Origin of the sequence: Mycobacterium sp. G7A2, assembly GCF_041902445.1 — a bacterium.
Classification (GTDB): domain Bacteria; phylum Actinomycetota; class Actinomycetes; order Mycobacteriales; family Mycobacteriaceae; genus Mycobacterium.
In genome coordinates, this window is the sequence record NZ_CP169251.1 from 3,265,838 (window position 1) to 3,285,183 (window position 19,346).

A 19,346-nucleotide genomic window follows, 5' to 3' on the forward strand; every position below is an offset into this window, starting at 1 on the left:
GAGGTCAACTCATTTGAGGCCGGCCGCGTCCATCCCCCGCAGTTCCTTCTTCAGATCGGCGATCTCGTCGCGGATCCGGGCCGCCAGCTCGAACTGCAAATCGCGTGCGGCGACCATCATCTGCTCGGTGAGGTCCTTGATGAGGTCGGCCAGTTCGGCGCGCGGCATGTTCGTCGTATCGCGCCCCTCCACGACGCCGGCACTGACTGCGCGGCCGGGTGCGCCTTGCGCCCGGCGGCCGCGGGAGGCGTTCCGACCGGAGCCGCCGACCTCCACCGCCTCGGTGTCGTCGGCTTCGCGGTACACCTGGTCGAGGATGTCGGCGATCTTCTTGCGCAACGGCTGCGGGTCGATGCCGTGCTCTTCGTTGTAGGCGATCTGTTTGGCGCGACGGCGCTCGGTCTCGTCGATCGCTTCCTTCATCGAATCGGTGATCCGGTCGGCGTACATGTGGACCTCGCCGGAGACGTTGCGCGCCGCGCGGCCGATGGTCTGGATGAGGCTGCGCGGCGAGCGCAGGAACCCCTCCTTGTCGGCATCGAGAATCGCCACCAACGACACCTCCGGCAGGTCGAGGCCCTCGCGCAGCAGATTGATCCCGACCAGGACGTCGTACTCCCCCAGCCGCAGCTGGCGCAGCAGCTCGACCCGGCGCAGTGTGTCGACCTCCGAATGCAGATAGCGAACCCGAATTCCCATCTCGAGCAGGTAGTCGGTCAGGTCCTCGGCCATCTTCTTGGTCAACGTGGTCACCAACACGCGCTCGTCACGTTCGGTGCGAAGGCGGATCTCCCCGATCAGGTCGTCGATCTGGCCCTTCGTCGGCTTGACGATGACCTGCGGATCGACCAGGCCGGTCGGCCGGATGACCTGCTCGACGAACTCGCCGCTGGTCTGGCTCAGCTCGTACGGGCCCGGGGTCGCCGACAGATACACCGTCTGACCGATGCGGTCTGCGAACTCTTCCCAGGTCAGCGGACGGTTGTCGACCGCGGAGGGCAGCCGGAACCCGAAGTCGACCAGATTCCGTTTGCGTGACATGTCGCCCTCGTACATGCCGCCGATCTGCGGCACGGTGACGTGCGACTCGTCGATGACGAGCAGGAAGTCCTCGGGGAAGTAGTCCAACAGGGTGGCGGGCGCGGTTCCCGGGCCCCGCCCGTCGATGTGGCGTGAATAGTTCTCGATTCCCGAACAGAACCCGACCTGGCGCATCATCTCGACGTCGTAGTTGGTGCGCATACGGAGCCGCTGGGCCTCGAGCAGCTTGCCCTGACCCTCCAGTTCGGCCAGTCGCTCCTCCAGTTCGGCTTCGATCGTCGAGATCGCCTGGGCCATGCGTTCGGGTCCGGCGACGTAGTGCGTGGCCGGGAAGATCCGCAGCGAGTCGACCTTGCGGACGGTGTCACCGGTCAGCGGGTGCAGGTAGTACAGTTCCTCGACCTCGTCGCCGAAGAACTCGATGCGCACGGCCAGTTCCTCGTAGGACGGGATGATCTCGACGGTGTCTCCGCGCACCCGGAACGTCCCGCGGGTGAACGACATGTCGTTGCGGGTGTACTGCACGTCGACCAACAATCGCAGCAGCGCGTCGCGCGGCACCTCGTCGCCCACCTTGAGTTCCACCGAGCGGTCCAGGTAGGACTGCGGGGTGCCCAGACCGTAGATGCAGGACACCGACGCCACCACGACGACGTCCCGGCGCGACAGCAGGCTCGATGTCGCAGAATGCCGCAATCGCTCCACATCGTCGTTGATCGAGCTGTCTTTTTCGATGTAGGTGTCGGTCTGCGCGATGTACGCCTCGGGCTGGTAGTAGTCGTAGTAGGAAACGAAGTACTCGACAGCGTTGTGCGGCAACATCTCCCGTAGCTCGTTGGCGAGCTGCGCGGCCAACGTCTTGTTCGGGGCCATCACCAATGTGGGCCGCTGCAGGCGCTCGATGAGCCAAGCCGTGGTCGCCGACTTGCCGGTACCGGTGGCGCCGAGCAGCACGACGTCGTGCTCGCCCGCGCGGACGCGGCGCTCGAGCTCGTCGATCGCCGCCGGCTGGTCGCCCGCGGGCCGGTATTCGCTGACTACCTCGAACTTTCCGCCTGCCCGGACGACCTGGTCGACGGGCCGGTATTCCGAATGCGCGAGCACCGGGTGTTCAGTCGCGAAGGCCATGGCACCAGGGTAGAACCTGGCACCGACATGCCGCCTCGTCGCCGCTCGCCGGCCCGTGGCCGCACCTTATGCTGGGCGACATCCATCCTCCCAAGCGCGAGACCTTCGACCTCACCACGCGCACCAACACCGATCCCAAGGGCATCGACCGGGCGGTCGACGTGTACACCGTGCAGCCGTGGGGCCTCTACATGGCCCGGCCCGCCCCGGGCCGGGCACAGTTCCACTACCTGGAGTCCTGGTTGCTGCCGACGCTCGACCTACGTGTGACGGTGTTCCACTTCAACCCCGGCTACGAGCGGGACCAGGACTTCTACCTGGATGTGGGCCGCTACTCACCGGGCCCGCAGCGGTGGCGCAGTGAAGACCACTACCTGGACCTGGTCGTCCGAACCGGCAGATCGGTCGAGGTCACCGACGTGGACGAATTGCTGGTCGCCGTGCGTGACGGTCTGCTCAGCTCCGAAGTCGGGGAGCGCGCAGTCCACACCGCGATCTCCACCGTCGACGCGCTGGCCACCCACGACCACGATCTGCACCGCTGGCTGGCCACCCTCGGCGTCACGCTGACCTGGCGCGACGCGTAGTTCGAGCGGCTGCGGGTATGCCACGGACATGCCCGAACTTCCTGACGTCGAGGGCTTCCGCGAACGGTTGTCCGCGACGTTGCCCGGCCGCCGCATCGACTCCGTCGAGGTCCGTGACTCCGGTGTGCTGCGGAACGCCTCGGCCCGTGCCCTGAACCGGGTGCTGTCCGGTCGCCGGTTCGAGGAGCCGAGGCGCCACGGCAAGTGGCTGCTGCTCCCCGCCGACGGTCCGACGCTGCTGGTGCACAGCGGGATGACCGGACGCCCCTACTACACGTCCGCCGGAGACGGTGACCGCCACGACCGCGTGGTGATCACCCTGGACCGCGGTGAACTGCATTACGCCGATCAGCGCAAACTGCGTGGGATCTGGCTGGTCGGCGACCACGAAGACGACCACGAAGCGTTGATGACCTCGACGACATGCTCGGTGACCAGGGGCCCGACGCGCTCGGTCTCGATCGGCACGTGTTCACTGAGATCCTGCGGCGCCACCGCGGCGCGCTCAAGCCGACCCTCATGGACCAGTCGGTGATCGCAGGGCTGGGCAATCTGCTGGTCGACGAGATCTGCTGGCGTGCCCGGCTGAACCCCAAGATCCGCATCGCCGCGCTCGACGACAGCGACATACGGCAGTTGCACCGCGCCGTGACCAGCGTGTTGCGCACCGCGGTGCGTCACGGTTGCGTTCCGGGGCTACGGCGCTGGCTCACCCGGGTCAGGGACGACCCCGATCCCAGTTGCCCCCGGTGCGGCGCGAGGGTGAGCCGCGGCCGAGTCGGCGGCCGCAGCACTGTCTGGTGCCCGCGGTGCCAGCCAGGCTGAGGAGGTCTCGACGGGGCGGGTAACGAACCGGCGGGCGCGCGGCGATGATCTTGATGATGACGACGACCGCCTCCCCCAGCGCATGTGATCGACAGCGACGGGAAGTTGTAATGTCGGCAGTCATGAGGTTCGTTCCGCGCAGATGGCCGCTACCGGTCGCCGTCGCCGTGGCGTGCACCCTGCTGACTGCCCCACCGGCGTCGGCCCAGCCGGAGCCGTCCCAGACCGAGGCGCCGCCCGCCGCGGCCGAGCAGGTCCTGCACAACATCGTCTACCGGGCCCGCGTCGACGGGGTCTCGCGCGGTGCGACGATCACCTACCGCACCGAGGGAGACCAGTTCCACACCGCCAACCCGACCATGGTGCCGGGCCGGGTGTTCGAGGCCAACGCCGTGCTACCCGCATCGCAGACCGCCAACATCCGCGTGTCCATCGAGTGGCCGTACTCGGCGAACCTGCACTGCGAGATCCTGGTCGACGACGCGGTGGTCGCCCAAGCCGACGACTTCGTCGGGCCACGGCTGACCCCCCAGCGCGACGACCCCGACTTCGGCGCCCTGACCTGCCAGGCGCCCGTCGGCGGCCTCGACGCGGCGATTCCCGCCGCACCTGCGCCGCCGGCGGAACCGGCCGCCCCGGCCCCGTCCTCGGAGGTGGCGCCGGCACCGGCCTAGCGGCCGAACGTCCAGCTACGCGCTGGGACGCCATCCGGTCGCATCGGCCCACGCCCAGGCCCGACGGTAGGCGTCGAGGAACCACGGCTCCTTCGCCGCGGCATAGGCACTCCCGTCGGCCGGCCCGGCGTCGGCGACGCGGCGCTTGAGCGCGAGATAGTCCGACGCGGCGTCTGGGTTGGCCCGCAACCAGTCGACGAACAGCAACGCGAACTGCTGACCGGGCCACCCCGCCACCCGCAGGTGCACGTGGGTCGGGCGACCCGGATCGGCCGAACAGTACAGCCGCTTGCCCCACAGTGCGTCGTCGTCGGTGTGGTCGAACGGTGCCTGGGTGCTGCGCGCATCGGGCTTGCCGACGTCGGCTGTGACAGCGGTGGCCACGTAGCCGGCTGACAGCAACGCGTCACCGAGCCCGTCGGCGTCATCAAGGGAGGCGACCGTGACCTGGACGTCGATGATGTCCTTGGCGTCCATGCCGGCGACGGCGGTGGACCCGATGTGGTCGATCCGCGAAGCGCGGTGCCCGCATGCGGTGTTCAGCCGGGCCACGATCCGCCGCGCCTGCACGGGCCAGTCCGGGTCTGCCGCCACCAGCACGGGTTGAGTCCGCGCGGGCCGACGGGCCTGCAGGTTGTCGGCGAAGGGTCGGATGCGGTCGTGCCACAGGGCACGGGCCTTCTCGACGAGTTCGCCGGCGCTGCCGGAATTGTCCAGCCAGACGTCGGCCACGGCGCGACGCTGCTCCTCGGAAGCCTGGGCGGCGATGCGCGCGCGGGCGTCCTCTTCGGTGAAGCCGCGGTACTCGATCAGGCGTTTGACCCGCAGGTCCGGGTCGGCGTGCACGATCACCACGAGCGGGAACATCGGCGCCATCTGGGATTCCACCAGCAGCGGAATGTCCTCGATGATGACTGCATCGGCGTGCGCGGCCTCGATCAGCTCCGAGCGGCGGTGCGCCACCAGCGGGTGCACGATGCCGTTGAGGGTCGCGCGCTTCTCGTCGTCGCTGAACGCGATCGCCGCCAGCGCGGGCCGATTCAGCGCTCCGTCTTCGGACAGGATGCCGTCACCGAATGCCTCGACCAGGCGGGTCAGCCCCTCGGTGCCGGGTTCGACGACCTCACGGGCGATCACGTCCCCGTCGACGACGATGCCACCGAGTTCACTGAACGTCGCCGACACCGTGGACTTGCCTGCCCCGATTCCTCCGGTCAACCCAATGCGCAGCACCGGATCAGTGTGTCAGGACACCGTCACCAGACGACGATGACCCCGTCACCAGACGACGATGACCCCGTCACCAGACGACGATGACCCCGTCACCAGACGACGATGACCCCGTCACCCAACGACGAAGGCCCCGGCTCGAATCGAGCCAGGGCCTCCGTTCGTGTGTCGAACTACGCGTTGCCGGCGAGCTTTTCGCGCAGCGCCGCCAGCTGGGCGTCGCTGGCCAGCGACCCGCCTGCCGACGACTCCTCGGACCGCGACGTGCCGTTGGACGCCGGACGCGCGGCCTCCTCGGCCTCCGCCGCGGCGAACTTCTCCATCTGGGCGGTGTGCATCTTGTAGCGGCGCTCCGCCTCGGCGTAGCGCGCCTCCCACTCGTCACGCTGCTTCTCGAAACCCTCCACCCATTCGTTGGTGTCGGCGTCGAAGCCCTCGGGGAAGATGTAGTTGCCCTGGTCGTCGTAGCTGTCGGCCATGCCGTACTTCCAGGCCTCGAACTCTTCGCTGTTGTAGTCCTCGTTGGCCTGCTTGAGGCTCAGCGAGATCCGGCGACGCTCGAGGTCGATGTCGATGACCTTGACCATCGCATCGTCGCCGACCTGGACCACCTGGTCGGGCACCTCGACGTGGCGCTCGGACAGCTCGGAGATGTGCACCAGGCCCTCGATGCCCTCCTCGACGCGGACGAACGCGCCGAACGGCACCAGCTTGGTGACCTTGCCCGGCACGATCTGGCCGATGGCGTGGGTGCGGGCGAAGTGACGCCACGGATCTTCCTGAGTCGCCTTGAGCGACAGCGAAACCCGCTCGCGATCCATGTCGACGTCGAGCACCTCGACGGTGACCTCGTCGCCGACCTGCACGACCTCGGAGGGATGGTCGATGTGCTTCCACGACAGCTCGGAGACGTGCACCAGGCCGTCGACACCGCCGAGATCGACGAAGGCGCCGAAGTTGACGATCGAGGAGACAACACCCTTGCGGATGGCGCCCTTGGTGAGCTGGTTGAGGAACTCGCTGCGCACCTCGGACTGCGTCTGCTCCAGCCACGCACGCCGCGAGAGCACGACGTTGTTGCGGTTCTTGTCGAGCTCGATGATCTTGGCCTCGATCTCCTTGCCGATGTACGGCTGCAGATCGCGGACACGACGCATTTCGACCAACGAGGCGGGCAGGAAGCCGCGCAGCCCGATGTCGAGGATCAGGCCGCCCTTGACGACCTCGATGACGGTGCCCTTGACGGCCTCGTCTTTCTCCTTGAGCTCTTCGATGGTGCCCCAGGCGCGCTCGTACTGGGCGCGCTTCTTGGACAGGATCAGGCGGCCTTCTTTGTCCTCTTTGGTGAGGACCAGAGCTTCGACCTCATCGCCGACGGACACAACCTCGTTGGGGTCGACGTCGTGCTTGATGGACAGCTCACGAGAAGGGATGACGCCTTCGGTCTTGTAGCCGATGTCGAGAAGGACTTCGTCACGGTCAACCTTGACGATCGTTCCCTCGACGATGTCGCCATCGTTGAAGTATTTGATGGTTTTGTCGATGGCGGCGAGAAAGTCCTCGCTCGAGCCGATGTCGTTGACGGCTACTTGCGGCGAGGTGACGGAGGGACTTGGCATATGGTGGGTTGCTCCGGACAGGTTCGATCGTAGGGACAATTGTGGTTGTTGCGTGACCTGAGATCTTGCACACAGGTGCGTGACGAGTTTACTCGACGGGGTGCAGCCCGAACAAACCTGGTCGCCTCGGCGCTGACACCGCAGGTCGACAGCGACCCAGCCGCCAGCGCACATCTGTGCTGGTCGATAGGCTGCTCACGTGTCTTTCCCCGGCGCCTACGGCGGACCCGTGCATCCTGGCACACCGGCGGGAGCGCCGTTCGTGCGTCGGGTGCGCAGCGTCGGCGCACCGATCGGCGTACTGATCACGCTGGGGACGCTGGCCGGCCTGCTGGTCATCCTGCTGACCGCGGTGAACCCGGCGGGCACCGCGGTGGGGTTCGTGTTGTCCAGCGCCGCGATGACTGTCGTGGTGCTGGCCTACCTGTGGCTCGACCGGTGGGAGCCCGAACCGCCGCGGCTGCTGCTGTTCGCGTTCCTGTGGGGAACGTCGGTCGCGGTGCTGATGTCCGCGGTGCTGCAGATCGTTCTGGAGGTCTGGTTCAGCGCCGGCACACCGGCCACCGACGAGGCGACCCCGAGCGCACTCACGCTGGTCCTGGCCGCGCCGGTAACCGAGGAAGCGGCCAAGGGTTTGTTCCTGCTGCTCATGATGACCGGTGCCCGCCGCAACGAGATGAACTCGCTGACCGATTGTCTGGTCTACGCCGGACTGGTCGGGGCGGGATTTGCCTGGCTGGAGGACATCCTCTACATCGCCGACGGTGAGTCGCTGGCGGACTCGCTGGCCACCGCGGCTCTGCGCCTGGTGATGGCGCCCTTCGCGCATTCTCTGTTCACCACGCTGTTCGCGCTGGGCGTCTGGTTCGCGCTGCACCGACGCAGCGCCATCGCCAAGACCAGCTGCATCGTGGCCGGCTACGCCGGAGCCGTGCTGTTGCATGCGATGTGGAACGGCTCGGCGCTGCTGGGCCCCGAGGGCTACTTCGCGGTGTATGTGCTGTGGATGATGCCGGTTTTCGGGGCGACCGTCGCGCTCGCGCTGTACAACCGGCGGCGCGAACAACGCATCGTGGCCGCCAAACTGCCGGGCATGGTGGCCGCCGGTGTCGTGACCGCCAACGAAGCCAGCTGGCTGGGCGCCATCGCCACCCGCAAGCGCGCGATCGCCGAAGCCTCCCGGTTCGGCGGGAAGCAGGCCGGTGAATCGGTGAAGCGGTTCGCCCAGCAGGTCGTGGAACTGGCGTTCGTGCGCGACCGCATCGACCGCGGGTTCGGTGATCACCGCGTCGCCGCACTGTTGGTCGACGAGACCCACGCCGTCTACGCTGCCCGCGCCGCCTCGCCTGCGCTGAGACAGCTGGCGGGTTACCACGCCGGCGTCCAGCTTCGTGGTTTTCAGCCGCCTGGAAGGTAGCTGTCAGCTTTCCGCCCTAGCGTGCGGGTCGTGATCCAACACCTCGTCAACTACGTCGGTATCGCCGTGCTGGCGACCTCGGGGGCGGTCGTCGGAGTGCGCAAAGGGTTCGATCTGTTCGGTATCGCCACACTGGCGGTACTGAGCGGAATCGGCGGCGTCGTCCTGCGGGACATGCTGCTGGATCTGGCGCCACCGGCGTCGATCCAACACTGGCAGGACATCACCGTCTGCCTGGCAGCGTCGGCATTGACCACGGTCTTCGCCAAATGGGTGATCCAGCTCAACCAGCTCGTGCTGGTGCTGGACGCGGTCGGCATGGGGTTCTTCGCGACCTCGGGCGCGGCGATCGCGGCCGATCACGGGGCCAGCTGGTTCGCTGCCGCGGTGCTGGGCGTGATCTCTGCAGTCGCGGGAAGCGCGATGCGCGACGTGGTGGCGCGCGAGGTACCGATGGTGCTGGGACCCGACGACATGTACGCCGCGCCCGCGATGCTCGGGGCGGTGCTCTACGTCGCGATCGACCACGTCGGCCATCAGTGGCTGGCGGTGGTGGTGGGCTCCGCAGTCGCCACGGTGCTTCGGCTCGCGGCCATCACGTTTCATTGGCGGCTGCCCACCGGGCCGCGTGAGTTGATCATGCACATGCACGATCACCCCAGCCGCGAGATGTCGACGTCGGCGACAACTGGGCGTCAGTGACGCTGTCGGCGTCGGCGGACCAGCTGCCAGGCCACCAGACCCGCCTGCACCCCGAACGCGATGGCGATCATCGAGATCAGCGTGGCCGGCAACGCCGAATCGCCGTCGGCTCCGAACAACTCCGCCACCCCGATCAGCCCCAGCGAGCCCGGCACCAGCAGCCAGAAGCCGGGGACGACCATCGCCACCGCAGGCGGCGAGTCCCGGCGCCGCGCGATCATCAGCGCCGCGACTGTCAGGGCGAGCGCCCCGAAGAACCCGCTGGTGTAGCCACCCAACAGCAGATCGCCGAGATACTGCGCGACGTAGGCGGTGTAGGCCAGCACCGCCAGCCAGGGCAGGAACGCCAGTGGCGGCGCGAGGAACAGCATGATGCCGACGACGAATACGCCGACCCCGAGCCAGGGCGCCCACGGGCCGAGCTTGTTCACGGCCTGCGAGGTCAGCTGCGCGTCGTCGAGCCCGAGCATGTGGCTCGCGATGAAGATTCCGAAGGCGAGCTGCGCCAGTTGCATGAAGCCTGCGACGAGCCTGCTGGCACCGGAGATGACGTCACCGGCCGCCAGCTCGATCACCGAGACGGTGATCGCCAACCCTGGCAGGAACACCGCCAGGGGCGGGATCAGCGCTCGCAACCCGACATGGTCAAGGCTCAGATACTGTGCGCCGACGATGCACAGCCCCGCCACGAGCACCGCGGCAAGCACCGGCGTCACCGGAGCAAGCACCGGCACTCGTTCGCTGACCGTCCACATGACTCCGACCATGAACCCGAGCACCGTGGCCGCCACGAGGTTGAGCACGGTGGGTTCCATGACCAGGGCGAGCCCTGCCGAGAACACGCCGTACCCGAGCACGGTGACCCACGCTGGATACGGGCGGCGACGCGCGATGATCCGGTTCAGGTCCCGCTGGCCCTCGGCGGGCGACACCCTGCCTTCGACGGTCCGGGTCACCAGCTGCGCGAGCGGGAAGGTCTGGTCGAACCGCAGGGCCGAACCGACGCTGGCGGAAGCCACCGGCGTCCCCTCGCGGGAGGTCGGTCCCACCACCTGCACGTTGTTGGGCAAGGCCACGACCTCGTTGTGTTGGCCGTAGCCGGCGGACACCCGTTCGAGCGTCTGCCGGACGAACGTCACCGGATAGCTCGCGCCGGCCATCGCAGCCCCCAGCCGGGCCAGGAACTGTGTGCGGTCCGTCGTCTCCTGCATCCTCAGTGGGCCGCGGAGTCCCAGCTGGGTCCGTAGCCCACCGACACCTCCAGGGGCACCGTCAACGGATACGCGTTGCCCATGTGTTCGCGAACCAGTGCGTCGAGGGTGTCCCGCTCCCCGTCGGCGACTTCGAACAACAACTCGTCGTGGACCTGCAGCAGCATCCGCGACGCCAGGCCGGCGTCTTTGACGGCCTTGTCGACGTTGATCATCGCGACCTTGATGATGTCGGCAGCGCTGCCCTGGATCGGCGCGTTGAGCGCGGCCCGCTCGGCGGCCTCGCGGACGTTGCGGTTACTGCTGTCGAGTTCGGGCAGGTAACGCCTGCGACCGAACACCGTCGAGGTGTATCCGTCTTTGCGGGCCTGGTCGACGACGTCACGCAGATAGTCGCGCACCCCGCCGAACCGGTCGAAGTACTGCTCCATCTGCACCTTGGCCTCTTCCGAGGAAATCTTGAGCTGCTGAGCCAGCCCGTAGGCACTCAGTCCGTAGGCCAGTCCGTAGGACATCGCCTTGACCCGGCGGCGCAGTTCGGCCGTGACTTCGTCGAGGGGCACGGAGAAAGCCCGCGAGGCGACGAACGAGTGCAGGTCCTCGCCGGTGTTGAACGCCTCGATCAGGCCCTCGTCCCCGGACAGGTGCGCCATGATGCGCATCTCGATCTGGCTGTAATCCGCGGTCATCAACTCGGTGTACGTCGCGTCACCGCCGACGACGAAGGCATCCCGGATCCGCCTGCCGGCTTCGGTGCGGATCGGGATGTTCTGCAGGTTCGGCTCCGTCGACGACAAACGCCCGGTGGCCGCAATCGTCTGGTTGAACGTGGTGTGGATGCGCCCGTCGGAAGCCACCGCGTTGAGCAACCCGTCGACTGTCACCTTCAGCCGGGTCGCGTCCCGGTGGGCCAGCAGGTGCTGCAGGAAAGGGTGTCCGGTCTTCTCGAAAAGGCTCTGCAACGCGTCGGCGTCGGTGGTGTAGCCGGTCTTGGTGCGTTTCGTCTTGGGCATCTCCAACTCGTCGAACAACACCACCTGCAGCTGCTTGGGCGAGCCCAGGTTGATCTGCTTGCCGATGACCCCGTAGGCCGCCTCCGCGGCGTCGCGGATCTGATCGCCGAACTCACTTTGCAGCGCTGAGAGCTTCTGCAGGTCCACCGCGATGCCGGCGGTCTCGAGTTCGGCCAGCACGCACTGCACCGGCAATTCCATGCTGCCCAGCAGCGCCGAGGAGTCGATGCGCTCCAGTTCCTCGTCGAGAGCGTCGGCCAGGTCCCGCACCGCGTTGGCGCGCAACAGCAGCGTCTGCACCGCCTGGTCGTCGACGCCGTCGCTGTCGTCTAGCAGCGAAAGCTGTTGCTGTTCCGGATTTTCCGCGCGCAGCTCACGCTTGAGGTAGCGCAGCGAGAGGTCGTCGAGGGCGAAGCTGCGTTGTCCTGGCCGCACCAGGTAGGCCGCCAGCGCGGTGTCCGAGGTGACCCCGGCCAACGTCCAGCCCCGGCCCTGCACGTCGTGCATAGCCAGCTTGGCTTCGTGCAGGGCCTTCGGCACCGCGGGGTCGGCCAACCAGGACGCCAGTGCCGCCTCGTCGTCGGGATGCAGTGTGGCGGTGTCGAGATAACGGCCGTCACCGTCGGGGGCGACGAGGGCGAGCGCGGTGGCGTCGCTGTCGAACGCGAGATGGTTGCCGACGACGGCCAGGCCGAACCGCTCGCCGCGGTCGTAGTGCGCCAACCACTCGGCCAGCGTTCCCTGCTCGAGCGCGCCGCCGCGGACATCGAAGCCCTCGTCGACCTCCGGATCAGCCGAAGCCAGCGTGTCGAACAGCCGGTCGCGCAGCACCCGGAATTCGAGGTCGTCGAAGAGCCGATGGATCTGGTCGCGGTTCCACGGGAGCATGCGCAATGTGTCCGGGGTCTGCGCCAACGGGACGTCGCGAACCAGGTCGGTGAGTTCGCGGTTGAGCACGACGCTGGACAGATGCGCGCGCAGGTTGTCGCCGACCTTGCCCTTGACCTTGTCGACATTGTCGACCAGGCCCTGCAGCGTGCCGTACTCGGCGATCCACTTCGTCGCCGTCTTCTCGCCCACCCCGGGAATGCCGGGCAGGTTGTCGCTCGGGTCGCCCCGCAACGCCGCGAAGTCCGGGTACTGCGCCGGTGTGAGACCGTACTTCTCCACCACCGCCTCCGGGGTGAACCGGGTCAGCTCGCTGACCCCCTTGCGGGGATACAGCACGGTGACGTCGTCGTTGACCAGCTGCAGGGAGTCCCGGTCGCCGGTGACGACCAGCACGCGGTACCCCTCGCCCTGGGCCTGGGTCGCCAGCGTGGCGATGACGTCGTCGGCCTCGAACCCGGGCTCGGCGAGCACCGTGATGCCCAGTGCGCCGAGCACCTCCTTGGTGATGTCGATCTGGCCGCGGAATTCATCCGGGGTCGCCGACCGGCCCGCCTTGTATTCCGGGTACTTCTCGAGGCGGAAGGTCTGGCGGGAGACGTCGAACGCCGCGGCGATGTGGCTCGGCTGCTCGTCACGCAACAGGTTGATCAGCATCGCGGTGAAGCCGTAGACGGCGTTGGTGGTCAGCCCGCCCTGCGTCTTGAAGTTCTCCGCGGGCAGCGCATAAAACGCCCGGAACGCCAGAGAGTTGCCATCGAGCAACATCAGCGTCGGCTTGTCGGACTGACCGGGCTCCGCGGTGGGGGGCTTGGACTCCGAAGCGGTCTTGGCGGGGCTCACGGGTTCACTCTAGGCACCGGCGCCGACACGTCGGGGGCCGCTACCGCACGGTGGGCCGGTGGGTCCGGTACGCAGGACCTGCGCACCGCCGGCCGCCAAACTGGAACACGTTTCAGTTATTCCGCCGCACTGGGTACGCTGACCCCGTGTCAGCTTCAACTCTCCCTGCGATCGACGGATGGTTCGCCACTGACGGTGACGGCGGCGCCTACCTGATCGGCGGCAAGTGCAACACGTGTGGGACCTATGTCTTCCCGCCGCGCGCCAACAACTGCCCCAACCCGGCCTGCGACGGTGATGACCTGGCTCAGGTGCCGTTGTCGCGTCGCGGAAAGCTGTGGAGCTACACCGAGAACCGCTACGCCCCGCCCCCGCCGTATCCGTCCCCCGACCCGTTCGAACCCTTCGCCGTCGCCGCGGTCGAACTGGCCGACGAGGGCTTAATCGTGCTCGGCAAGGTCGTCGAGGGCACCCTGGCCGCCGACCTGAAGGTCGGCATGGACATGGAACTGACCACCATGGCGCTCTACGTCGACGACGACGGTGTGGAACGCATCGTTCACGCCTGGAAAATCGCAGGCGCATCGAGCACGGAAGGTGCAGCGCGATGACGACTCCCGAACCGGTGTACATCCTGGGTGCGGGCATGCACCCGTGGGGCAAATGGGGACGCGACTTCACCGAGTACGGCGTCGTGGCCGCCCGCGCCGCACTGGCCGAGGCCGGCCTGGACTGGCGCCAGATCCAGCTCGTCGCCGGCGCGGACACGATCCGCAACGGCTATCCCGGTTTCGTGGCCGGCGCGACCTTCGCCCAGAAACTGGGCTGGAACGGGGTCCCGGTCACCTCCAGCTACGCCGCGTGCGCCAGCGGATCACAAGCCCTGCAGAGCGCGCGCGCCCAGATCCTGGCCGGCCTCTGCGACGTCGCGCTGGTCATCGGCGCCGACACCACCCCCAAAGGCTTCTTCGCCCCCGTCGGCGGGGAACGCCGCAACGACCCCGACTGGCAGCGCTTCCACCTGATCGGCGCGACCAACACCGTCTACTTCGCACTGCTGGCGCGCCGCCGCATGGACCTCCACGGCGCCACGCTGGAGGACTTCGCCCAGGTCAAGGTCAAAAACGCCCGCCACGGCCTCAACAACCCCAACGCCCGCTACCGCAAGGAAGCCACCGTCGAAGACGTCCTGGCCAGCCCCGTCGTCTCCGACCCGCTGCGGCTGCTGGACATCTGCGCCACCTCCGACGGCGCGGCCGCGCTGATCGTGGCCAGCAAGAGCTTCGCCGAGAAGCACCTGGGCTCGGTCGCCGGCGTGCCGTCGGTGCGCGCGGTGAGCCTGCAGTCGCCGCAGTATCCCCAGCACCTGCCCGAACTGCCCGACATCGCCACCGATTCCACCGCCGTGGTCAACGCCCCCGAACGGGTCTTCAAAGACCAGATCCTCGATGCCGCCTACGCCGAGGCCGGCATCGGACCCGAAGACCTGAGCCTGGCCGAGGTCTATGACCTGTCCACCGCGCTGGAACTCGACTGGTACGAACACCTCGGCCTGTGCCCCAAGGGTGAAGCCGAGCAACTGCTGCGCAGCGGCGCCACCGCCGTGGGCGGCCGGATTCCGGTCAACCCCTCCGGCGGGCTGGCCTCGTTCGGCGAGGCGATCCCCGCCCAGGCCATCGCCCAGGTCTGCGAACTGACCTGGCAGCTCAAAGGCCAGGCCACCGGCCGCCAGGTCGACGGCGCCACCGTCGGCATCACCGCCAACCAGGGCCTGTTCGGACACGGCTCCTCGGTCGTGGTCGCGCGCTGAGCGCGCAATCAGACCGGGGCGCGCTGAGCGCGCAATCAGACCGGGCGCGCTGAGCGCGCAATCGAGCCAGGGCGCGCTGAGCGCGCACGGCGCGGGTGGCTGTCCGGCGACACGCTGCGCACGGCGTGCATTCCGCGCGCGCTCGCGGTGCAATGCAGCCTATGGCCGACGTCGTCACCGTGCGGGTGAAGCCCGGCAGCGCGAAGGGACCACTCGTGCAGACCGGGCCCGACGGTGCGCTGACCATCTATGTGCGCGAACGGGCGGTCGACGGCAAGGCCAACGCGGCGGTGCTCCAACTGCTCGCCGAACACCTCGGCCTGCCCCGCGCCCGGATCACGTTGGTCGCCGGCGCCACCGCGCGAATCAAGCGCTTCCGTATCGAGTGAGCGCACTCCGCGCCGACGAGCGCGCGCAGAATGCCGCGACACGCGGCGCGCAGGCGTGCAGACCCGCGCACTCGCGGAACGCGACCTACGCCACACCCAGGTAGGCGGCGCGAATGCTGTCGTCGGCCAGCAGATCCCGCGCATTTCCGGTGCGGGTGATCTCCCCCGTTTCGAGGATGTAGGCCCGGTCGGATCGGCTCAACGCCTGCTGGGCGTTCTGCTCGACGAGGAGCACCGTGGTACCGGTCGAATTGATCTCGGCGATGATCTTGAAGATCTGGGAGATCACCATCGGCGCCAACCCCATCGAGGGCTCGTCGAGCAGCAGCACCTTGGGCCGCGCCATCAACGCGCGGCCGATCGCCAGCATCTGCTGCTCGCCGCCGGACAGTGTGCCGCCCATCTGGTTCCGCCGTTCAGCCAGGCGCGGGAACGTCTCGAACACCCAGTCCTGACGTTCCCGGTGCGCGGCCCTGGACTCGAATTTGCGACCGTAGCAACCCATTTCGAGATTCTCGGTCACGGTCATGCCGGGAAACACCCCACGCCCCTCAGGTGCCTGGATCAACCCGTCTGAGACCCGCCGATGCGCCTTGACCCGCGAGACGTCGCGGCCGTCGAACCACACCGATCCCGACGTCAGCGGCAGCAGACCCGAAATGGCGCGCATGATGGTGGTTTTCCCGGCGCCGTTGGAGCCCAGCAGCGTGACCAGCTCGCCTTCGTGCACCACCAGCGACACCCCATGCAGCGCCTGGATCCGCCCGTAGTGCGCGACGACGTCCCGCACCTCCAGCAGCACCCGACGCGTCGTTTCAGTGGAGTTCGTCATCAGGCACCCCCAGGTAGGCGGCGACGACCGCGGGATCCTCGCGGATGTCGGCGGGCAGGCCGTCGGCGATCTTGCGGCCGAACTCCAGCACCACGATCCGGTCGGTCACGCCCATCACCAACCTCATGTCGTGTTCGATCAACAGCACGGTGTAGCCATCGTCGCGGATCTTGCGGATCAAGTCGATCAACGCGGACTTCTCGCTGGGGTTGAAGCCGGCCGCGGGCTCGTCGAGACAGAGCAGCTTCGGCTCGGTGGCCAAGGCGCGGGCGATCTCGAGGCGGCGCTGGTCGCCGTAGGGCAGGTTCTTGGCCTTCTCCTCGCCTCGGTGGGCGATGCCGACGAATTGCAGCAGGGCCGTGGCGCGTTCGATCGCGTCGCGCTCTTCGCGGCGGTGACGCGCGCTGCGGAACAACGCACCGGGGACCGACGTCTTGTGTCGGGCGTCGGTACCGACGACCACGTTCTCCAGCGCGGTCATCTCGCCCCACAACCGGATGTTCTGGAACGTGCGCGCAATGCCCTTGCGGGTGATCTGGTGGCGTTTGACCGTGCCCAGCGGCGCGCCGTCGAACAGCACCGTGCCCGATGTCGGCCGGTAGACGCCGGTGATGGCGTTGAAGCAGGTCGTCTTGCCCGCACCGTTGGGGCCGATGAGCCCGAGGATCTCCCCGCGCCGGATGTCGAAGGTCAGCGAGTCCAGCGCGGTCAGCCCCCCGAACTTGACCGTCAGATCCTCGGTGCGCAACAGCACTTCGCCGGCGGCGGTGTGTACGTCGCGGTGCAGCGCGGCCTGCTCGGGGTCCGGATGGGGTTCGGTCATACCGGTGCCTGCTCGTCCGCGCCGCGCAACAGCTTGCGCGCGCTCTTGCCGTAGGCCAGCAGTTGGGCACGCACCGGGAACAACCCCTGGGGCCGGAAGATCATCAGCACCACCAGCGCCAGCCCGAAGAACAGGTATTTCAGGTCACCGAGGTTGATGCCGAACAGTTCCACGCCGAGCAACCGGTTGGGCAGGTACACGATCACGAACGCGCCGAACACCACGCCGAGTTTGTTGCCCTGCCCGCCCAGCACCACCGCACACAGGAACAGCATCGAGTTGATGATGTTGAACGTCGGCGGCGCGACGTACTGCACCTGACCGGCGTACAGCGCGCCCGACAACCCACCCACCGCGGCGCCGATCACGAAGGCCCACAGCTTGAACCGGAACGTCGGCACACCCATGATCTCGGCGGCATCCTCGTCCTCGCGCACGGCGATCCAGGCCCGCCCGACCCGGCTGCGCTCCAGATTGCCGACCAGCAGCAGGATGCCGACGATCAACGCCAGACCCAGCCAGAACCACCACGTGCCGTAGTTCGCGTCGCCCGACGAGTTGGCGCTGGAGAACACGCCGTTGGGCAGCTCTTCGGACGTACCGAGGCGGGGGTAGGCGACCTGGTTGAGTCCGCGCGGGCCGTTGGTGATGTCGGAGAGGTTGTCGGCCATCAGGCGGATGATCTCGCCGAACCCGAGCGTGACGATGGCCAGGTAGTCACCGCGCAGCCGCAGCGTGGGGGTGCCCAGGATCAAACCCGTCAGCGCCGTGATAGCCATGGCGATCGGCACGCACGCCAGCCACGCCCAGTCGGTGCTGAAGAACTTCGACACGCCGACCTGGTTCCAGGGACTCTCGGGGCTGGTCAGCAGTGCGACGGTGTAGGCGCCGACGGCGTAGAAGCCGACGTACCCCAGGTCGAGCAGCCCCGCCTGCCCCACCACGACGTTGAGGCCGATCGCGATGATCGCCACCATCGCGAACTGCGCCATCGTGCCGCCGAAGCTGATGCCCGGGGTGTCCAGGAAGTGCGGGGTGTACAGCGGCAGCAGTGCCAGCGCGCCGAACGCCAGCAGGCCGACACCCCATTTCTGCACCCGGGTTCGATCGGCCCACCAGCGCCGCAGCACGTCGCCGGGAGCCAGCAGTGCATTGCCTGTCGCTGTGGTGCCCTTCCCGTCGGCGCCCGTCTTCCCCACACTCATGCGCGTGCCTTCCCCAGACTCTCCCCCAGGATGCCGGTGGGCCGGAAGAACAACACCAGAACCAGCAGCACGAAGGCGACCACGTCACGCCACTGCGTACCGAACAGCGCCTGTCCGTAGTTCTCCATCACACCGAGCAGCAGACCGCCGAGCAGCGCGCCGCGCAGGTTCCCTATACCACCGAGTACCGCCGCCGAGAAGGCCTTGATGCCCAGCAGGAACCCGCCGGAGTAGATGATGCCCTGGGGCACCTTCAACGTGTAGAGCAGCGCCGCCGCGCCGGCGAGCAGACCGCCGATCAGGAAGGTGGTCATGATGATTCGTTCGCGCGACACCCCCATCAGGGTCGCGGTGGCGGGGTCCTGGGCCACCGCCCGGATGCCGCGGCCCAGCCGGGTGCGGTTGATGGCCATGTCGGTCAGCAGCGCGAGCAGCAGTGCCGCGGCGATGATGACGAGGGTGACGTTGCTGACGTCGGCGCCGAAGACCGTGAACTGGGTTTCGGGAACCACCAGCATGATCGGCTGCTGGGCGTTGCTGCCGCCGTAGCCGTCGATGATGCTCGGCAGGATGAAGTGGACGAACTCCTGCAGGACGAACGACATGCCGATGGCGGTGATCAGAAACGACAGCCGACTGGCATTGCGCCGCCGCAGCGGACGGTATGCCACCGCCTCCAGACCGACTGCCGCCGTGCCTGACACGGCCATCGCGAAAAGCATGGCCACCAACAGGTAGAACACGGTCAGCCCGATGCCGAGGTTGTAGTCGTTGCCGCTCGGCGTGAAGCCCAGGATCATGTCCAGGCAGAAGTAGGCGCCGAACATGCCGACCATGAAGATCTCGGCGTGAGCGAAGTTGATCAACTTCAGCACGCCGTACACCAGCGTGTAACCGACCGCGACCAGGGCGTAGATGGCGCCCCAGGCCAAACCATCGATCGTCAACTGCCAGAACCCGTTACGGAGCCCGTCGACGTTGAAGTCGATGTTCGCCGCGAGGCAGGCGTACTCGGTGAGACAGTCGGGCATCATCCGCGGGAGGGCTCCTGGAGACCGGGTGAGCGACGAAAACGCGTCCGGAACCTCGCTGTTCCGGACGCGTTTCGT

18 protein-coding genes are annotated in these 19,346 nt (G+C 67.7%); 9 read left to right on the plus strand and 9 right to left on the minus strand.

What is annotated here, in order from left to right:
• Positions 1–9: 9 nt before the first annotated feature.
• Entirely contained in the window at positions 10–2,169 is a 2,160-nt protein-coding gene (gene uvrB / locus ACEWX3_RS15550; RefSeq protein ID WP_207064799.1) for an excinuclease ABC subunit UvrB, read from the minus strand.
• A gap of 80 nt (positions 2,170–2,249) precedes the next feature.
• Here uvrB and ACEWX3_RS15555 point away from each other — a divergent pair, with 80 nt between their 5' ends.
• The 4 genes from ACEWX3_RS15555 (at position 2,250) to ACEWX3_RS15570 (ending at position 4,255) form a co-directional block, all read left to right on the plus strand.
• On the plus strand, positions 2,250–2,756 hold the full coding sequence (locus ACEWX3_RS15555) for a DUF402 domain-containing protein (protein ID WP_374159869.1): 507 nt from the start codon (positions 2,250–2,252) through the stop codon (positions 2,754–2,756).
• Positions 2,757–2,784: 28 nt separating this feature from the next.
• Positions 2,785–3,291 carry a DNA-formamidopyrimidine glycosylase family protein gene (locus tag ACEWX3_RS15560; protein ID WP_374157017.1) on the plus strand — a complete coding sequence of 169 codons (507 nt, stop codon included), beginning with the start codon at positions 2,785–2,787 and terminating at the stop codon, positions 3,289–3,291.
• A complete protein-coding gene (locus tag ACEWX3_RS15565; RefSeq protein ID WP_374157018.1) occupies positions 3,276–3,581 on the plus strand; it encodes a zinc finger domain-containing protein in 306 nt (101 codons plus the stop codon). Before ACEWX3_RS15560 ends, ACEWX3_RS15565 begins: the two co-directional genes overlap by 16 nt.
• A gap of 122 nt (positions 3,582–3,703) precedes the next feature.
• On the plus strand, positions 3,704–4,255 hold the full coding sequence (locus ACEWX3_RS15570; RefSeq protein ID WP_207064801.1) for a hypothetical protein: 552 nt from the start codon (positions 3,704–3,706) through the stop codon (positions 4,253–4,255).
• A gap of 15 nt (positions 4,256–4,270) precedes the next feature.
• On the opposite strand, the gene coaE is transcribed toward ACEWX3_RS15570, so the two are convergent.
• Positions 4,271–5,488 (minus strand): dephospho-CoA kinase, encoded by a 1,218-nt coding sequence (gene coaE / locus ACEWX3_RS15575; protein ID WP_207064802.1) that lies wholly within the window; start codon positions 5,486–5,488, stop codon positions 4,271–4,273.
• Between the two features lie 170 nt (positions 5,489–5,658).
• Positions 5,659–7,104: a 30S ribosomal protein S1 gene (gene rpsA / locus ACEWX3_RS15580; protein ID WP_207064803.1), complete on the minus strand. Its 1,446-nt coding sequence runs from the start codon at positions 7,102–7,104 to the stop codon at positions 5,659–5,661.
• Positions 7,105–7,303: 199 nt separating this feature from the next.
• On the opposite strand from rpsA, the gene ACEWX3_RS15585 reads away from it, so the two are divergent.
• Positions 7,304–8,521, plus strand: coding sequence for a PrsW family intramembrane metalloprotease (locus tag ACEWX3_RS15585; RefSeq protein WP_374157019.1), 1,218 nt, complete (start codon positions 7,304–7,306; stop codon positions 8,519–8,521).
• Between the two features lie 30 nt (positions 8,522–8,551).
• The gene (locus ACEWX3_RS15590) at positions 8,552–9,223 is read left to right on the plus strand and encodes a trimeric intracellular cation channel family protein (RefSeq protein ID WP_221363045.1); all 672 of its coding nucleotides are present in this window, start codon (positions 8,552–8,554) and stop codon (positions 9,221–9,223) included.
• On the opposite strand, the gene ACEWX3_RS15595 is transcribed toward ACEWX3_RS15590, so the two are convergent.
• Both ACEWX3_RS15595 and polA read right to left on the minus strand, forming a co-directional pair.
• Positions 9,217–10,434: a threonine/serine exporter ThrE family protein gene (locus ACEWX3_RS15595; RefSeq protein WP_207064806.1), complete on the minus strand. Its 1,218-nt coding sequence runs from the start codon at positions 10,432–10,434 to the stop codon at positions 9,217–9,219. The genes ACEWX3_RS15590 and ACEWX3_RS15595 overlap by 7 nt on opposite strands.
• 2 nt (positions 10,435–10,436) lie before the next feature.
• Complete coding sequence (gene polA / locus ACEWX3_RS15600) at positions 10,437–13,103, minus strand: DNA polymerase I (RefSeq protein WP_374159870.1); 2,667 nt, start codon at positions 13,101–13,103, stop codon at positions 10,437–10,439.
• Positions 13,104–13,324: 221 nt separating this feature from the next.
• Here polA and ACEWX3_RS15605 point away from each other — a divergent pair, with 221 nt between their 5' ends.
• From ACEWX3_RS15605 to ACEWX3_RS15615, 3 genes are all read left to right on the plus strand, one after another.
• Positions 13,325–13,789, plus strand: a complete 465-nt coding sequence (locus tag ACEWX3_RS15605) for a Zn-ribbon domain-containing OB-fold protein (protein WP_374157020.1) — start codon at positions 13,325–13,327, stop codon at positions 13,787–13,789.
• Entirely contained in the window at positions 13,786–14,988 is a 1,203-nt protein-coding gene (locus ACEWX3_RS15610) for a lipid-transfer protein (RefSeq protein ID WP_374157021.1), read from the plus strand. The genes ACEWX3_RS15605 and ACEWX3_RS15610 overlap by 4 nt, the downstream gene beginning before the upstream one ends.
• Positions 14,989–15,149: 161 nt before the next feature.
• Entirely contained in the window at positions 15,150–15,377 is a 228-nt protein-coding gene (locus ACEWX3_RS15615; RefSeq protein WP_374157022.1) for a DUF167 domain-containing protein, read from the plus strand.
• An 85-nt stretch (positions 15,378–15,462) separates the two neighbouring features.
• Here the strand turns inward: ACEWX3_RS15615 and ACEWX3_RS15620 are convergent, their stop codons facing one another.
• From ACEWX3_RS15620 to ACEWX3_RS15635, 4 genes are read right to left on the minus strand one after another with little or no spacing between them, the layout of a single operon-like run.
• Positions 15,463–16,209 (minus strand): ABC transporter ATP-binding protein, encoded by a 747-nt coding sequence (locus ACEWX3_RS15620; protein WP_163675290.1) that lies wholly within the window; start codon positions 16,207–16,209, stop codon positions 15,463–15,465.
• The gene (locus tag ACEWX3_RS15625) at positions 16,193–17,032 is read right to left on the minus strand and encodes an ABC transporter ATP-binding protein (RefSeq protein WP_374157023.1); all 840 of its coding nucleotides are present in this window, start codon (positions 17,030–17,032) and stop codon (positions 16,193–16,195) included. The genes ACEWX3_RS15620 and ACEWX3_RS15625 overlap by 17 nt, the downstream gene beginning before the upstream one ends.
• Positions 17,029–18,237 (minus strand): branched-chain amino acid ABC transporter permease, encoded by a 1,209-nt coding sequence (locus ACEWX3_RS15630; protein ID WP_221363039.1) that lies wholly within the window; start codon positions 18,235–18,237, stop codon positions 17,029–17,031. The genes ACEWX3_RS15625 and ACEWX3_RS15630 overlap by 4 nt, the downstream gene beginning before the upstream one ends.
• The gene (locus tag ACEWX3_RS15635; protein ID WP_221363038.1) at positions 18,234–19,271 is read right to left on the minus strand and encodes a branched-chain amino acid ABC transporter permease; all 1,038 of its coding nucleotides are present in this window, start codon (positions 19,269–19,271) and stop codon (positions 18,234–18,236) included. The genes ACEWX3_RS15630 and ACEWX3_RS15635 overlap by 4 nt, the downstream gene beginning before the upstream one ends.
• Positions 19,272–19,346: the final 75 nt, after the last annotated feature.

Coding starts and splice junctions, on each gene's coding strand:
- ACEWX3_RS15630 (WP_221363039.1), bottom strand. CDS start 18,237: ATGAGTGTGGGGAAGACGGGCGCCGACGGGAAGGGCACCACAGCGACA.
- ACEWX3_RS15615 (WP_374157022.1), top strand. CDS start 15,150: ATGGCCGACGTCGTCACCGTGCGGGTGAAGCCCGGCAGCGCGAAGGGA.
- ACEWX3_RS15595 (WP_207064806.1), bottom strand. CDS start 10,434: ATGCAGGAGACGACGGACCGCACACAGTTCCTGGCCCGGCTGGGGGCT.
- ACEWX3_RS15570 (WP_207064801.1), top strand. CDS start 3,704: ATGAGGTTCGTTCCGCGCAGATGGCCGCTACCGGTCGCCGTCGCCGTG.
- ACEWX3_RS15625 (WP_374157023.1), bottom strand. CDS start 17,032: ATGACCGAACCCCATCCGGACCCCGAGCAGGCCGCGCTGCACCGCGAC.
- ACEWX3_RS15560 (WP_374157017.1), top strand. CDS start 2,785: ATGCCCGAACTTCCTGACGTCGAGGGCTTCCGCGAACGGTTGTCCGCG.
- ACEWX3_RS15565 (WP_374157018.1), top strand. CDS start 3,276: ATGGACCAGTCGGTGATCGCAGGGCTGGGCAATCTGCTGGTCGACGAG.
- uvrB (WP_207064799.1), bottom strand. CDS start 2,169: ATGGCCTTCGCGACTGAACACCCGGTGCTCGCGCATTCGGAATACCGG.
- ACEWX3_RS15620 (WP_163675290.1), bottom strand. CDS start 16,209: ATGACGAACTCCACTGAAACGACGCGTCGGGTGCTGCTGGAGGTGCGG.
- rpsA (WP_207064803.1), bottom strand. CDS start 7,104: ATGCCAAGTCCCTCCGTCACCTCGCCGCAAGTAGCCGTCAACGACATC.
- ACEWX3_RS15635 (WP_221363038.1), bottom strand. CDS start 19,271: ATGATGCCCGACTGTCTCACCGAGTACGCCTGCCTCGCGGCGAACATC.
- polA (WP_374159870.1), bottom strand. CDS start 13,103: ATGTTGCTCGATGGCAACTCTCTGGCGTTCCGGGCGTTTTATGCGCTG.
- ACEWX3_RS15610 (WP_374157021.1), top strand. CDS start 13,786: ATGACGACTCCCGAACCGGTGTACATCCTGGGTGCGGGCATGCACCCG.